The sequence below is a fragment of the Paenibacillus assamensis DSM 18201 genome (assembly GCF_000422445.1).
Classification (GTDB): Bacteria; Bacillota; Bacilli; order Paenibacillales; family Paenibacillaceae; genus Paenibacillus_B; species Paenibacillus_B assamensis.
In genome coordinates this window covers 50,698-64,512 of record NZ_AULU01000023.1, presented here as the reverse complement: position 1 = coordinate 64,512, position 13,815 = coordinate 50,698, and the positions used below count along the sequence as shown (strand labels likewise).

The 13,815-nt window shown below is 43.2% G+C and carries 15 protein-coding genes, 1 rRNA gene and 1 riboswitch; of the genes, 14 read left to right on the top strand and 2 right to left on the bottom strand.

Going from position 1 to position 13,815, the window contains the following annotated elements; all coding sequences use genetic code 11:
- Positions 1 to 235: 235 nt before the first annotated feature.
- Positions 236 to 352: ribosomal RNA gene (gene rrf, locus H580_RS0113250) — 5S ribosomal RNA — on the top strand.
- Between the two features lie 222 nt (positions 353 to 574).
- Here rrf and H580_RS0113245 read toward each other — a convergent pair.
- On the bottom strand, positions 575 to 1,099 hold the full coding sequence (locus tag H580_RS0113245; RefSeq protein ID WP_028595228.1) for a hypothetical protein: 525 nt from the start codon (positions 1,097 to 1,099) through the stop codon (positions 575 to 577).
- Positions 1,100 to 1,342: 243 nt separating this feature from the next.
- Between H580_RS0113245 and H580_RS0113240 the strand changes: the two genes are divergently transcribed.
- The 10 genes from H580_RS0113240 (at position 1,343) to rsmI (ending at position 8,984) form a co-directional block, all read left to right on the top strand.
- Positions 1,343 to 1,528, top strand: coding sequence for a sigma factor G inhibitor Gin (locus tag H580_RS0113240; protein ID WP_028595227.1), 186 nt, complete (start codon positions 1,343 to 1,345; stop codon positions 1,526 to 1,528).
- Positions 1,529 to 1,732: 204 nt separating this feature from the next.
- Positions 1,733 to 3,313, top strand: a complete 1,581-nt coding sequence (locus H580_RS0113235) for an aminotransferase class I/II-fold pyridoxal phosphate-dependent enzyme (RefSeq protein WP_028595226.1) — start codon at positions 1,733 to 1,735, stop codon at positions 3,311 to 3,313.
- A 54-nt stretch (positions 3,314 to 3,367) separates the two neighbouring features.
- Entirely contained in the window at positions 3,368 to 4,003 is a 636-nt protein-coding gene (gene tmk, locus H580_RS0113230) for a dTMP kinase (RefSeq protein ID WP_028595225.1), read from the top strand.
- Positions 4,004 to 4,139: 136 nt separating this feature from the next.
- Positions 4,140 to 4,469, top strand: coding sequence for a cyclic-di-AMP receptor (locus H580_RS0113225; RefSeq protein ID WP_028595224.1), 330 nt, complete (start codon positions 4,140 to 4,142; stop codon positions 4,467 to 4,469).
- Positions 4,470 to 4,482: 13 nt separating this feature from the next.
- Positions 4,483 to 4,926, top strand: a complete 444-nt coding sequence (locus H580_RS0113220; RefSeq protein WP_028595223.1) for a YaaR family protein — start codon at positions 4,483 to 4,485, stop codon at positions 4,924 to 4,926.
- A 61-nt stretch (positions 4,927 to 4,987) separates the two neighbouring features.
- Entirely contained in the window at positions 4,988 to 5,968 is a 981-nt protein-coding gene (gene holB / locus H580_RS0113215) for a DNA polymerase III subunit delta' (protein WP_028595222.1), read from the top strand.
- Positions 5,969 to 6,769 (top strand): PSP1 domain-containing protein, encoded by an 801-nt coding sequence (locus tag H580_RS0113210; protein WP_028595221.1) that lies wholly within the window; start codon positions 5,969 to 5,971, stop codon positions 6,767 to 6,769.
- Positions 6,770 to 6,806: 37 nt separating this feature from the next.
- On the top strand, positions 6,807 to 7,193 hold the full coding sequence (locus H580_RS0113205; RefSeq protein WP_028595220.1) for an initiation-control protein YabA: 387 nt from the start codon (positions 6,807 to 6,809) through the stop codon (positions 7,191 to 7,193).
- A 107-nt stretch (positions 7,194 to 7,300) separates the two neighbouring features.
- The gene (locus tag H580_RS0113200) at positions 7,301 to 8,077 is read left to right on the top strand and encodes a tRNA1(Val) (adenine(37)-N6)-methyltransferase (protein WP_028595219.1); all 777 of its coding nucleotides are present in this window, start codon (positions 7,301 to 7,303) and stop codon (positions 8,075 to 8,077) included.
- A complete protein-coding gene (rsmI, locus tag H580_RS0113195; protein ID WP_028595218.1) occupies positions 8,070 to 8,984 on the top strand; it encodes a 16S rRNA (cytidine(1402)-2'-O)-methyltransferase in 915 nt (304 codons plus the stop codon). The genes H580_RS0113200 and rsmI overlap by 8 nt, the downstream gene beginning before the upstream one ends.
- A 301-nt stretch (positions 8,985 to 9,285) precedes the next feature.
- On the opposite strand, the gene H580_RS0113190 is transcribed toward rsmI, so the two are convergent.
- Entirely contained in the window at positions 9,286 to 9,540 is a 255-nt protein-coding gene (locus H580_RS0113190) for an AbrB/MazE/SpoVT family DNA-binding domain-containing protein (RefSeq protein WP_028595217.1), read from the bottom strand.
- Between the two features lie 350 nt (positions 9,541 to 9,890).
- Between H580_RS0113190 and H580_RS0113185 the strand changes: the two genes are divergently transcribed.
- From H580_RS0113185 to H580_RS0113175, 3 genes are all read left to right on the top strand, one after another.
- Positions 9,891 to 11,189: an HD domain-containing protein gene (locus H580_RS0113185; protein ID WP_028595216.1), complete on the top strand. Its 1,299-nt coding sequence runs from the start codon at positions 9,891 to 9,893 to the stop codon at positions 11,187 to 11,189.
- 47 nt (positions 11,190 to 11,236) lie between these two features.
- Entirely contained in the window at positions 11,237 to 12,001 is a 765-nt protein-coding gene (locus H580_RS0113180; protein WP_028595215.1) for a TatD family hydrolase, read from the top strand.
- A 194-nt stretch (positions 12,002 to 12,195) separates the two neighbouring features.
- A riboswitch (cyclic di-AMP (ydaO/yuaA leader) is annotated at positions 12,196 to 12,388 on the top strand.
- Positions 12,389 to 12,680: 292 nt separating this feature from the next.
- Positions 12,681 to 13,802 (top strand): resuscitation-promoting factor, encoded by a 1,122-nt coding sequence (locus H580_RS0113175; RefSeq protein ID WP_028595214.1) that lies wholly within the window; start codon positions 12,681 to 12,683, stop codon positions 13,800 to 13,802.
- Positions 13,803 to 13,815: the final 13 nt, after the last annotated feature.

Genomic DNA, 13,815 nt, shown 5'->3' with positions numbered 1-13,815 from the left:
ACGAGGTTGATAGGTTCGGGGTGGAAGCACAGCAATGTGTGGAGCTGACGAATACTAATCGGTCGAGGGCTTATCCTAATGAATATGAAGAAGCGTTTTAAATACTTTGCGGTCAGTTTTCAAGGTATAACCTTGTTAGGGAACCTACCTGATGGTAGGATATGTCCTGAAGCGATTTAGATGGTGTGATATTTTGCTGTAGGAATACAGGGAGATATACATCGCAAAAATCATGTTTGGTGACGATGGCGGAGGGGTTCCACGCGTACCCATCCCGAACACGAACGTTAAGTCCTCCAGCGCCAATGGTACTTGGACCGCAGGGTCCTGGGAGAGTAGGACGTTGCCAAGCAAACACAGCCCACTGATGATTCCATCGGTGGGTTTTGTTTTATATTCCTATTTGAATTGAACGTGTGCTTATCTATTTATGATGTAATTCTATTGTATGTAATGGGTTTTCAGATTACTATAATTGTTTACTTTTTGTTATAGTGTATATAAACAGAGCCATTAGTAGATTAACTCTACTAATGGCTCTTTAATTACGTAATATTTCTTAGCTAGGTGCTTTTTATGCTTTGTAAATAGAGAACTCCTGTGTTCCAAGTTTAATAAGCTTATCATCGGAGATGTTAAGGGCTATTATCGAAGCAAACCAGCGTGGTCCTAAGAACCAAATGTGCCAGAATAGGAATTGTATAGTAAACCCTATTGGAAGCCAAATACTCATCACTCCTATAATTAAAGCCCCGATAAGAGTTATATATAGGAGTACCTTCATCCAGTAGTGAAAGCCCACATATTGTTTCTCATATGGTAAGAAACCGATCCAAGGCAGTTTGAATTGGAAACCCCAACGTTTGCGATAATGGTATCGATTTATAACGAATAAGGAACGTGGTATGACATAATGTATCCAAAATAATACGAGCCAAGCAAGCCCCCCATATGTGAGACCAATAAATCCTTCTGCCCATAAGGCCGCCATCCACGCAGCGAATCCAAGTAAAATATAGACTCTGTTTACCCATGGTCCATATTTGATCTTACGCAGCAGCTTGTAGTGATAAAAGGTTCGTTCTTGCGGTGGCTGCATGGAATCACTCCTTTCACATGGAGATTTAGAACAAGTATTATATCGGTTCTTTGACTGCTAGAATGAAGATATAGGACCAAATATCACTTATCTGCTTAGTACAGACACCATTTGCCCATCATGAGCATAGGATGCAGCTAAGGAAAAGCGGATAACTATTTGAAAATAGGCTATGAAACTGTTTAACTTTCTATTAATTGGGGCATGCTAGTATTATTGAAAATAGGTAAAGGTGGGATGGTCATGGATCGCCAGTCGGAATCTTGCTGCATGATTTGCGGGGAAATGAAATCGGAAGGCATTGTCGTTGTCCATCAATTTATATGTTCGAGCTGTGAACAAGAAATTGTTCGTACGGATGTTAAAGATGAGAAATACCCTATGTTCATTGATCGGATGAGAAAACTGTGGATGCAACTGCAAGCCTAATCATTTTCGTGGATGGCTAAAAGGTTTGCTGCTTATTACTTACCTAGGCTGTATAAGATGTAAGTGAAGAGCCCCGATGGGCTCTTTTTCGTGTTTGTTTATTACTTCTTGTTCCTTACTTCTTGCTACAGTAGGGAGATAGGGTACAATGGATGTAACGAATAACTAAGAATATTTTATCGCTATGTTAATAAAGGGGAAACTATGAGTAACAGCAATTCCTATGAGCGCCTCCCACTTGTAGAGGCGCTGCTTCGATATGAAAGCCAGGGGCACGTTTCTATGCACGTGCCAGGTCATAAAGATGGGGCGGCTTATGTTGGTGCCGCCGAATTAGAAGTTGATAGCGAAAGGGCTGAGTTGTACCGACGCTATGCGGCACTGTTAAGGCAGGATGTGACGGAGGTAGACGGCACGGATGACCTGCATCAGGCGACAGGGCCGATTCGAGAGGCTCAGGAGCTCGCTGCCGCTTGCTTTGGTGCGGAAGCAACGCATTTCCTTGTAGGGGGCAGCACAGCCGGTAATGTGGCTGCCCTTTTGACTTGCTGCTCGAAGCCGGGGGATATCGTACTTGTGCAGCGGAACGTGCACAAGTCTATTATTAACGGCTTGAAGCTGGCAGGAGCGCAGGCTGTATTTCTAAGCCCGCGACATGATCGCGCCAGCGGTTTGCTCATAGCTCCATCTGTTGAGACGGTGGAGGCAGGGCTGACACAATATCCGCAGGCGAAAGCTGTATTTCTCTGCACCCCGAATTATTACGGGCTAGGCGTAGATGTACGAGCAGTGGCAGAGGTCGTGCATCGCCATGGTGCGCCACTTCTTATTGATGAAGCCCATGGTGCCCATTATGGGTTGCATCCAGACGTGCCTCTGTCGGCCCTTCAGGCAGGTGCCGATCTTGTTGTGCAGTCTACACATAAGATGCTGCTTGGAATGACGATGAGCGCGATGCTGCATGTACAAGGTGCACGTATTAATCGCGAGCGATTGCAGCGTATGCTTGCTATGGTTCAAAGTTCAAGTCCATCCTATCCATTAATGGCTTCACTGGATATGAGTCGTCATTGGATCCAAACAAAAGGTCAGAATGCATTTACAACAGGGTTGGCTGCAGTAAATAGTGTACGTAAATTGCTGTGTGAGCTGGAGTCATTTGATACTATAAACCTTTCTAAGGATAGTTCCACAGCCTATGAATCCCAAGATCCATTTAAGCTTGTTATACAAGATAAGACAGGGCAGATGACAGGGTATGAGCTGCTTGAACAGTTGACTGTGCATGGTATTGTTGCAGAAATGGCCGATATGAAATACGTAGTTCTGTTATTTACATTAGCTAGTTCACAAGCAGATGCTGATAAAATAATGGTAGCACTTTATACACTGGATAATTATTTGCAAAGCCATAGCATGAATATGTCTCGGTCAATAAATAATCTAGGGTCGGAGACGAATGATAATCATCCTTTAATAGATATGAATCACTATAATCAAGGTGTATCTGAGCCGGTTTCGTTCTCTATTTTCGAGGTGGACAAGCCTGCTTATAAGGTAAGCCTAGAACAGTCTATAGGTAAGCAATCGGCTGAGTCAGTTATTCCTTACCCACCTGGTATTCCACTTCTTTATGCAGGTGAGCGTATTACAGAGGCACATATCGATGAGCTTGGCAGACTAGCTCTAGCGGGTGCCAAATGCCAAGATGTAAGTGATCCACAGCTTAGAAGCCTTATTGTTTATGATGATGGCGCCAACGAGAGAATAAAGGATAGAAGATAGGAAATAGGAACCGCATTGGGCAATGTGCATATGATATAAAAGGAGTAGTTTGAAATGGTTAAACGAGGGATATTTATTACGCTAGAAGGCGGCGAAGGAGCAGGAAAATCGACAGCAATTCGATTGCTGCAGCAGCAGCTAGAACAATTAGGGCAATCTGTCATTGTCACTCGTGAGCCAGGAGGAATACACATTGCTGAGCGGATTCGTGAAGTGATTCTAGATAAGGAACATACAGCTATGGATGCTCGTACCGAAGCTCTGCTCTATGCAGCAGCTCGTCGCCAGCACTTAGTAGAGAAGGTTAAGCCTGCGTTGGATACAGGAACAGTTGTACTATGCGACCGTTTCGTAGACAGCAGCTTGGCCTATCAAGGCCATGCAAGAGGACTTGGCGTTGATGCTGTGTGGGAGATTAATCGTTTTGCCATACATGATTTGATGCCGGATATTACATTCTGGCTGGATATTGATCCTGCTGCTGGACTTGCACGAATTGCTGCTAATGCAGAGCGTGAAATAAATCGCCTAGATCAGGAAGGTTTCTCATTCCATGAACAGGTACGGGCAGGTTATCAACTTTTAGCTGAAAAATATCCAGAGCGAATCGTTCGCATAGATGCATCAGCAGAACCACAGTTGATTGTTGCACAAATGTTAGATATTTTGAGCGTGCGAACAAGGAATTAAGGTTAATAACGTCTAATAAGTTCATGAGGCAGATATCGGTACAGCATGTGGAGAATATGACCTATATAAGGTAAATGCCCACCTGAAACATATCTAGCTTATGCCTCTTATGATAAAATATAAGGAGGATGACGGCATGAAGTTAATAGTCGCGGTTATTCAGGATAAAGACAGCAATCGACTCAGTCGAGCTCTTGTCAAGGAAGGTTTTCGTGCAACTAAGTTGGCAAGCACAGGCGGATTTCTTCGCTCAGGCAATACGACGTTTATGATTGGTGTTGAAGATGAACAAATTGAAGCGGCGCTGCATGTCATCCGTTCAAACTGCAAAGTTAGGGATCAACTGGTTACTCCGGTTACACCAATGAGCGGTGCAACCGATTCTTATATGCCCATGCCTGTTGAAGTACAGGTTGGTGGTGCAACAGTGTTCGTCCTCCCTGTGGAGCGATTCGAGCATTTTTAAGGCGGTGAAATAAGTGAAGATCAATCCAGGTTTCCGTCCATTCGGTAAAGATATTCGTATGGGTGATCCAACTCCAAAGCCAGTTGCTAGCAAGTCTTTCTCTGATATGATGCAGCAGCAGGATGGAAATGCATCAAGAGATGAGCTGCAGCAGCGACTGCAAGATATTTATCGCCAAGGTGAGCGCCTAGGCAAGTCCATGACAGTTCGTGAGCTCCGAATGTACCGTACGTTGGTAAAACGCTTCTTAGAGGATACAGTTCGACGTGGAATCGGTATTCGTGAGGTAACTGGCTGGGACCGTCGTGGTCGCAGCAAGAGATATAAAATTATTGAAGAGATTGATACAGCATTACTGGAGATGGCGGAGCAATTATTGCAAACGGAAGAAGGTAAGATGCAGCTCTTGAATAAAGTTGGCGAGATCCGTGGGATGCTAATTAATCTTTCGTTTTAGACAACTTCAACGAGTGGCGGATTCTTTTGTGCAGCAGTAAGGTAAGGAAAGGAAACAGCATATGTCTTTTGAAACGATTCTTGGTCAGGAAAGGGCCAAGAAAATTGTTCAGCATGGGCTGCGTGCCGACAAGGTATCCCATGCTTATTTATTTAGTGGACCTATCGGTACAGGGCGCAAGTTGTTCGCTCAGACGTTTGCTAAGGCACTATTTTGTGAGCGTCTACAGGATGATTGTTGTGATTCCTGTTTGTCATGCCGTAAGATCGATCATGGCAACCATCCAGATGTACATGTTATAGTGCCAGAAGGCCAGTCGATCAAAATTGATCAGATACGTGAGCTTCAGCGAGAATTATCTTATCGTACTCAGGCAACGGGGCAAAAAGTTTATATTATGGAACATGCAGATAAAATGACGGTTCAGGCGGCTAACAGTCTGCTAAAGTTTCTGGAGGAGCCCACAAGCCCTACTGTGGCCATTTTAATCACTGAAAATGGACAAGCTATGCTGCCTACCATTATTTCGCGCTCACAGTTGGTACCTTTTACGCCACAGGCACCGCAAATAATGCTCCAGCGCCTAGTGGATGAAGGTTATCCGGCTGCATTGGCACGAACATCTGTGCATTTGGTAAATGGATTGGATGCTGGCAGGGAATTATGCCAACAGAATTGGTTTGCAGAATTAAGAAACGTAATGTTACAATTAGGAAAGGAGTGCACATCTAAGCTAGGTACTGCACTTCTTATTGCACAACAGAAAGTATTCAAGACGGAACTTGCTGAGCACGCGGACATGCTCTTTGACTTGTTCCATCTTTGGTTTCGAGATATGCTAAATTACCAATTGAACCGACAAGACCATCTCATCTTCTCTGACCAAGTCGATACCATTAGCAAGATTGCATGGACCAAGTCGACTCAAGAATGGGTTCATGTGATGGATTCGGCAGCAGAGGCACAGAAGCGATTACGTGCAAACGTCAATCCGCAGCTGGTGTTTGAGCAGTTCCTGGTGGGTATGCAAGGAGGTACGTAATTGTATAATGTGGTCGGCGTCCGTTTTAAGCGAGCGGGCAAAATCTACTATTTCGACCCGGTTGAATGGCCGGTCCTGAAGGATCAGCATGTTATCGTCGAAACGGCGCGCGGCATCGAGTACGGCAAAGTAGTGATCGGTCCGAAGACGGTCGGCGAGAACGATGTGGTGCTTCCACTGAAGAAAGTCATTCGTATTGCAACGGATACAGATGGTGAACTTGTTGATTCCAACCGAAAAGCAGCAAAAGATGCGTTCGGTATTTGTATGGAAAAAATTAAGACCCATCAGTTGAAAATGAAGCTGGTGGATGTAGAATATACGTTTGATCGTAACAAGATCATCTTTTACTTTACAGCTGAGGGCCGTGTTGATTTTCGGGAACTTGTTAAAGATTTGGCAAGTGTGTTCCGCACCCGAATTGAATTGAGACAGATTGGTGTTCGAGATGAGGCAAAGATGCTAGGTGGTATCGGTCCATGCGGGCGCGTATTGTGCTGCTCGTCATGGCTTGGCGACTTTGAACCGGTTTCTATTAAAATGGCAAAAGACCAGAACTTATCGTTGAATCCTACTAAAATATCCGGTCTCTGCGGTCGACTCATGTGTTGCTTAAAGTATGAGCATGATAATTATGAAAGTGCAAAAGAAGAACTGCCAACGGTAGGCAAACTTGTTGTCACTTCCTTAGGGGATGGCAAAGTTGTTGGAATGAACGCAAGCGAACGCAAAGTGCACGTTCAGTTGTTTGAAATCGGCAAAGTAAAAGAACTATTGTTCGACGATGTTGTCGTGAAGTAACGATGATGAACTACGCATAGTGCTCTGGGGTGGGAACTTGGAGAAGAAAGATATTTTCGCACAAATACATGATCTGGAGACAAAGATGGGCAGTGTTCATGAAGAGCTTGGCTCATTGAAGTTGATTGTGAAAGAGCTTCTAGAAGAGAATCAACGTCTTCTTATGGAAAATGAGCAGCTTCGCAAAGTGCTGCAGCATGATCATCATGATTCTGAGCAGGCCTTGAAAAGCTCACAGCAATCAGTCCCTTCTACAGTCGATAATCCTCAGTTAGATGAACTGACAAAGGATAATGTTGTCGGTGAAGGTTACGATAACTTGGCAAGATTGTATTATGAAGGCTTCCATATTTGCAATGTATATTACGGTCACTTGCGGACAGAGGGCGACTGTTTGTTCTGCCTTTCTTTCCTCAACAAATAAACAATGCCGTAGGTAAAGGAACATGGCGTTCCTCGGCCTACGGTTTTTGTGTATTGATAGGCATGTAAGTTTAGATCACTTATTTATGAAGGAGAAGCGCAATACAAATGACTGAAGATTCCGTTATGTTGGAGCCGTCTGAACGGCTTGATTATTTACTAACCCATGATATGCGTATTATTCAAAGTGACGAAGTATTTAGCTTCTCAATAGATGCAGTACTTTTGGCTCGTTTTGTTTCTATTCCTCCACGTGGCAGAGTACTTGATCTTTGTACAGGCAATGGAGTAATTCCACTACTGCTTTCAACCAGAACGTCGGCACATATTGATGGTATCGAGATTCAACCGCGTCTTGCGAATATGGCTCAACGAAGTGTTCAACTTAATGGTCTGGAGTCTCGTATTGAGATTAAGCAAGGGGACTTAAAGGAGCTAATGCCAGAGGGTGACAAGTCGTATTATGACTGTATAACGGTCAATCCGCCTTATATGCCGCTTACAACAGGCGAGTTCAAGGAAAACACGTACAAAGCGATGGCACGACATGAAATTGGATGCACGCTTGAGGATGTAGTTGCTTGTGCGGCAAGATTGCTGCAAACAGGTGGTAAGTTGGCAATGGTGCATCGACCAGCTCGACTAACGGATATATTGGACCTGCTGCGTCGTTATCGACTAGAGCCCAAACGTATTCGTTTTGTACACTCTCGCATAGATACGGAAGCAAATATGGTACTCGTGGAAGCGATTCGCAATGCCAAGCCTGATGTTCGTTTGCTACCGCCATTGATCGTATATACTGATAACAACGAATATGTTGAAGAACTAAACGATATTTACTATGGCAGACGTAGTGAATTGAGGAATGGTGATCATGAATAATAATTGCACAATTCAAAATAGTTACTCATCATCGGACAGGAAGCAAGGGGAATTATATTTGGTTGCTACCCCTATAGGTAACCTGGAGGATATGACTTATCGTGCTGTACGTATGCTGCAGGAAGCGGATTTGATCGCAGCAGAGGATACACGTGAAACGAGAAAGCTACTTTCTCACTTTGATATTCAAGGAAAGACCTTATACAGCTATCATGAACATAACAAGGATGCAAGCGGACCAGAGTTAGTGAGATTGATGCAAGAAGGACGCAAGTTGGCACTTGTTAGTGATGCTGGTCTTCCAGCCATTTCGGACCCTGGTGCAGATCTTGTACGCCTTGCTATTGAAGCGGGATTGTCTGTTGTCCCTATTCCGGGTGCAAATGCAGCCCTTAGTGCGTTAATTGCATCTGGCCTGCCTACGGATCGCTTTACGTTTGTCGGATTTCTTCCACGTGATAAGAAACGTCAGGAGGAAATTCTGCAGTCCGTTCAACGTGATACAAGTACTTTGCTTTTCTATGAATCTCCTCATCGCATTGTGAAGACGCTGGAGCGTATGCTTGAACAGCTAGGTGATCGTGAAGTAGTAGTTGCCAGAGAGCTTACCAAGCGATATGAGCAGTTTGTCAGAGGATCAATTAGTTCCTGCTTGCGTCAATTTGAAGAAGTAGCTCCAATAGGAGAATGCTGTATCGTTGTGCAAGGTGCAGTGGGTCAATGGGAACTTCCACCCGAACAATCGATATGGTGGACGTCATTGTCCGTAGCTGAGCATGTAGCGCGCTATGAAGAAGAGCAGGGAGTAACTCATAAAGAAGCGATGAAGCTTGCAGCTAAGGATCGTGGGGTTTCCAGACGTGATATTTATCAGCAGTTATTGTCTGGGGAAGAGGCAGAGCAATAGTTAAGGGTCTAGGTTGATGATGGGACAAGGACATGTTTCATTATTATATAATCAAAAATAGTTTATTTGTGAACAAACTGTGAACAATGAGCGAAAATGCTAAAAAGTTTTAAAGAGAGGTACTTTTTCACAGATTTTCATTATGATCAAGGTTCATGTAACGTCTTAAAAAGGGGTTCAATTCTTCCTATTTGCAAAAAAAAGACGCCTTCACGGTGGGTTCAATACCGTGAAGGCGCAAGGAAGATATGAAAAAGGTTAGAATTAACATATGTGATGAAACTATTATAACCTATTTTTTTTATTTTGTCACAGGTTGCGGGATATCAGAGATGCACTCATGACAAACAATCTTACCTTTGAAGTATGTAACTTTTTCTGCATTACCGCAGAAGATGCACGCAGGCTCATATTTCTTAAGCATGATGCGCTCACCATCTACATAGATTTCTAGCGCGTCTTTCTCACCGATTCCCAATGTCCGGCGTAGTTCAATTGGAATGACAACACGACCGAGTTCGTCGACCTTACGGACGATACCTGTTGACTTCATCATGAATCATCGCTCTCCTCTTTTAGAAACACATAATAGTGTCATTATTCGACAAATTTTGATGTTCTGTGCTTTATATCGTACCAACCATTCCCATATTAGTCAACATGCAAAATGATAGGTTCTTGTGTTAATTTATGGTTTTTATCATATTTTTAAGTTGTTGAACAGGTTAAAACGAGTCTATGAATTGAAATATCAGGAAATAAGAGGTTTATTAGTGCGAAAAATCAGGAACTTAAAGAATAATATGACAATATTATCGTAACGTCAACATTTATATGAGATTGTCGAATCTAGGCGCCAAATTACACAAGGAATCCCTAATTTGCACAAAGGAGGAACACGCCAGTATGCACTCTTTATTATCAGAAGAAAAAGTATTTAAAGATCCAATTCATAATTATGTTCATGTACAAGATCAAGCCATCTGGGATCTTATTAATACGAAGGAGTTTCAAAGATTACGGCGGATTCGTCAATTAGGGACGTCGTATTTTACGTTTCATGGAGCTGAGCATAGTCGGTTCTCTCATTCACTAGGTGTATATGAAATTACAAGACGCATTGTATCTCAGTTTGAGCGTCAGAACTACGAGGATTGGTCTAAGGAAGAGAGACTCGTAACATTATGTGCAGCACTACTGCACGATGTCGGCCATGGTCCATTCTCACATTCCATTGAAGAAGCATTTGATGTTCATCATGAAGATTGGACATGCCGTATTTTACTTGAAAATACAGAAGTTCATCAGGTGCTAGAACAGGTTGAGAAAGGGTTTTCAAAACGAGTTGCTTCTATTATATGCAAAACTTATCCAAATCCAATTGTAGTTGATCTTGTAACAGGTCCATTAGATGCAGATCGTATGGATTATTTACTGCGTGATGCGTATTATACAGGTGTTCATTATGGTACGTTTGATTTGGATCGAATATTACGGGTGTTACGACCATATAAGGGCAGAGTAGTCGTAAAAGAAAGCGGTATGCACGCTGTTGAACATTATTTAATGTCACGTTATCAGATGTACTGGCAAGTGTACTTCCACCCTGTCACACGAAGCTCAGAACTTATGCTGCGCCTAATATTCCAGCGGGCTACAGAGCTATATCGATCAGGGTATCGTTTTAAATACTTTTTACCACCTCTCAATTCGTTATTTGAAGGAACACTTAACGCACAGCAATACGTACAGCTTGATGAGGCATTTGTACAAACGATGTTCACGCAGTGGATGTCAGAAGAAGATGAACGCTTGGCAGAACTAAGTCAACGATTTATGGAACGTAAGCTGTACAAGTACGTGGAGCTTGATGAAATGAAAGAGTCATACAAGACGCTTCTTCGTGAACAATGGGAGCGAGTTGGCTTGGATCCAGCCTATGATCTATGGTTTGATTATCCTACTGATATGCCGTATGATGTGTATCGCTCGGGTGAAGTTCCTTCTCAGCAGCATATATTGCTGTTGGATCGCCAGTATGAGCTGGTGGAGTTGTCAAAGCGATCTGATATTGTACATTCGATTAGCGGGTTAAGAAGAGGTAAGGCTTATATTTATTACCCAGTAGACAAGCTGATGCGTGTAAGGGACAGGCTGTCTGAAGAAGCGAGACAGTTGTTGCGACTTGATCGACACGTAAAATAAATACCCATTGTTCATCATGAAGAAACACAATGTAAAGGAGATTATTCATGTTATTTGATACACATACTCATCTAGATAATGAAAAATTTAATGAAGATCGCCATGAGGTAATCACTCGTGCTTATGAGCAGGGCGTAACTCGTATGGTCAATATCGGTTTCAATCGGGAGACGATTCCAACGACTATGGAGTTGGCTGAACAATATCCATTTATTTATGCAGCTGTTGGTTGGCACCCGGTTGATGCGATTGATATGAAGCCTGAAGATATCGATTGGATTGCAAAGTTGACTGAACATGAGAAGGTTGTGGCTATTGGTGAGATTGGCTTAGACTATTATTGGGATACGTCCCCAAAGGATGTTCAACAGCGTGTATTCCGTCAGCAAATCGGGCTGGCACGTGAATTAAAACTACCTATTATTATTCATAACCGTGACGCGCATGAAGATGTTGTGCGTATACTAAAGGAAGAGAAGGCACATGAAGTCGGTGGCATTATGCATGCGTTCTCTGGCAGCTGGGAAACGGCCAAGCAGTGTTTAGATATGAACTTCTATATTTCCTTCGGTGGTCCAGTAACCTTTAAAAATGCAAAACAGCCAAAAGAGGTGCTAAAGCAAGTTCCAAATGATCGTTTATTAGTAGAAACAGATGCGCCTTATTTAACACCTCATCCATTCCGAGGGAAAAGAAATGAGTCCGCTTATGTTCGCTATGTAGCAGAAGTAGCTGCTGAGATAAAAAGTATGGAATTTGAAGAAATTTGCAAAATAACGACGGCCAATGCTCTAACATGTTTTGACATGTGATGAAAATCGATGAAAACAGTATGAAAAAAAGTTCTATGGCAAGAGATAAGTGGATTTCTTCAACAAAAAGCCGAATTGTTACTTTTTTTTAATCATTTTTAACGAAAAACGGAATTGCGGGGAACTTTACAACTTTGTCATAAAAACGTTATGATGCTCACAGATGTTTGAATCAACTTGAATAATATTCCAACTAACCAGTATCGCTGAGTCTCCAGTTATGGAGAGCGGGGGAACCAAAAGCTTGATGCGAGTGCCACGCATCGGTAGGATTGATTCCTTGGGGTGAATTGTGAATGGCCGAGCCATGAGCCGGGCATTTGCTTAGGGCGACTCTCATAGCCCGAACCCGACAGCTAACCTCGCAAGCGTTTGGAGAGAGGTCGCTCTTCTGAGTCCCTAAACGGTTATGTTTCGTTTGGGTCACCTATGAAGCCGTCACAGAGACACCTCTTGAGACAGGCTTCTTTTGTTATTTACGCCTCAAAAGCTTGCATAATAGTTACAGCAAGTTCATAGGTTGTAAGAAACAGGAGGTGAACTAGACCTTAGCTGCTAGTTGGTGTGGAGAGTTATGCAGCATAATCCTATTAGGCTCTCTGCGAAAATACTTTATAGTCGCGTCAGATGTATCATGCACAACTCTCGACGGCGGGACTATGTAAGGAGGTCCGAGAAAGTGGGCAAACTCGTTCATAACGAACCCCATGAACCCCGATCATCCAGCAAGTCATTCGCAATGCGATGGAAGCATGAAAATATGCGTATTATTTCAGTTATATCACTTATAGTAGTTGCTATAACAGTCGTTAGTATTTTAGTCGGGTTCAGTTACGCAAAGAAATCCGTCTCCATCGTCATTGACGATGTTGAAAGACAGGTAGAGTCCCGCAAGCAAACGATTGGCGCTGTTTTGGATGAGCAGGCCATCGTTGTAGGTGAGCACGATGAAGTGTCACCTAAATTGGATACGAAAGTAGAAGAGGGGTCACGCATTACGATTGAACGTGCACAGCCTATTAAAGTGACAGTAGACGGCAAGAGCAAGAAACTGTTTACGACTAAGGATGATGTAGGGGAAGCACTCCAATCGCATAAGATTCAGCTTAAAAAAGAAGATAAGGTGTATCCAAGCCAAGATGCAGCCATTAAGCGTGACATGCATATCCGAGTTGTTCGTGTAAAGAAGGATATTGTGAAGCGAGAAGTCAAAGTTCCTTATACGGTCGTTAAGAAAGCAGACCCGAATATGAAAAAGGGAACGAAGAAGACGGTTCAAAAGGGCAAAGCAGGACTTGTCGTTCAGCAGATTGAAAAGACGTATGAAGATGGCAAGCTCGTATATAAGAAGATGATTGATAAGGACGTTAAGACGAAGGCAGTGTCTCAAGTCATTACGTATGGAACAAAGAAAGTTCCGGAAGTATCTGTTCTGTCGGCAGATGGAGATATCGAAGGAAGCGTACTTAAAGATGGTGTTAACTTTGATTATAAGCGTAAGCTGGGCAATTTCCAATTGACTGCTTATACAGAAACGCCAGGTTCGGCTGGGGCAACAACTGCCTCCGGCACCAAAGTAACCGCAGGGAGAACGATATCTGTTGACCCGAAGGTTATTCCGCTTGGCTGGTGGGTCTATATTGAAGGAATCGGTTTCCGTCGTGCTGAGGACACAGGCGGTGCCGTTAAAGGGAAGATTATAGACCTATACTTTGACAGCTCTAAGCAAGTAAATCGCTTCGGTCGTAAGAAAGGGTATACGGTTTACATTATCGGCCCTGTGAAACCGGAGGCAAACTAAACGATACAGACTG